The 1,378-nt window shown below is 69.2% G+C and carries 1 protein-coding gene; it reads right to left on the minus strand.

What is annotated here, in order from left to right; genetic code table 11:
* Positions 1–17: 17 nt before the first annotated feature.
* Positions 18–1,322 carry an IS256 family transposase gene (locus KGA66_RS29040; RefSeq protein ID WP_211472806.1) on the minus strand — a complete coding sequence of 435 codons (1,305 nt, stop codon included), beginning with the start codon at positions 1,320–1,322 and terminating at the stop codon, positions 18–20.
* Between the last annotated feature and the right edge of the window lie 56 nt (positions 1,323–1,378).

The following is a 1,378-nucleotide window of genomic DNA, read 5'->3' on the forward strand; positions in this document are numbered from 1 at the left end:
GAATCAGGGGTCGGACTTTAGGGCGTGTCGCCGGTTTTCACTCCGGCGGCCGAGTCCCGCTCCGGGTGCAGTCGGCCGTCGAAGGCCATCTCGAAGGCGTTGAGGACCGGCTTCCACCGGTTCGACCAGCGCTGGGGCGCCTTGCCGGTCGGGTCGAGTGACAAGATGGCGAGATACAGGCGCTTGAGGGCTGCCAGCTCGGTGGGGAAATGCCCGGAGGCCTTCACGGCGCGGCGCAGCCGGGCGTTGAGCGACTCCACCGCGTTGGTGGAGGTCAGCAGGTACCTGATCTCCCGGTCGAAGGCCATGTACGGGACCACCTCGGGCCACGCCTGGGTCCACAGCTTCACGATCGCAGGGTACTTCGGCTCCCAGGCCTCGGCGAACTCCAGGAACCGCGCCTCGGCGTCCTGGGCGTTAGGCGCGGTCAGCACCGGCTTCAGGTCGCGCGAGAGCGCCGGCCAGTCGCGCTTGGAGGCGTACGTGAAGCTGTTGCGCTGCAGGTGGATCAGACATCGCTGGACGATCGCACGCGGCCAGACCCTGTTGACGGCCTCGGGCAGGCCGCTCAATCCGTCGCACAGCACGATGCAGCAGTCCTTCACCCCGCGGTTGCGCAACTCGGTGAGTGTGACCTGCCAGGTCTTGGCGCCCTCGCCGCCATCTCCGGCCCACAGCCCGAGGATCTCGCGGGTGCCGTGCACCGTGACGGCGATCGCCACGTACACCGCCCGGTTGGCCACCGCCCCGTCCCTGATCTTGACGTGCACGGCATCGATGATCAGGACCGGGTAGACCAAGTCGAGCGGGCGGTGGCGCCATTCGTGCATGCCCTCCAGCACCCGGTCGGTGATCGCCGAGACCGTCTCCTTACTGGTCTCGACCCCGAAGACCTCCTTGAGGTGCGCGGCGACCTCGCCGGTCGTCAAACCCTTGCCCACCAGGGAGATCACTATCTCGTCGATCCCCGAGGTACGCCTGGCGCACTTGCGCACCACCGCCGGCTCGAAGCTGCCGGCCCGGTCCCGCGGCACTATCACCCGCACCGGACCGACCTCGGTCGCGATCTTCTTGCCGCGCCGGCCGTTGCGCTCGTTGCGCCGGCCCGTCGCAGTGCCCTGCGCCCCGTCGCGGCCGTCGGCCAGGTGCTCGGCGAGCTCGGCCTCCAGCGCCGCCTCGATGATCTGCTTGGTCAGCGATTGCAACAGCCCATCCGACCCGAGCAGCTTCAGGCCGCCCTCGGCCGCCTGCTGCCTGGCCCGCTCGGCCAGCTGTGCGATGGCCCGCGCATCGAGCAGGTCCGTCAGGTCCGCTCCCGACATCCCGGCCTCCGCCTCGATGGTAGTGATCGCCTCGGCGCTCTCTACCACAACCGGAC

The sequence above is a fragment of the Actinocrinis puniceicyclus genome (assembly GCF_018283645.1).
GTDB classification, from domain to species: Bacteria; Actinomycetota; Actinomycetes; order Streptomycetales; family Catenulisporaceae; genus Actinocrinis; species Actinocrinis puniceicyclus.

Bases quoted from the DNA above. Each gene is read 5' to 3' on its own strand.
- KGA66_RS29040 (WP_211472806.1), bottom strand. From the start codon at position 1,322: ATGTCGGGAGCGGACCTGACGGACCTGCTCGATGCGCGGGCCATCGCA.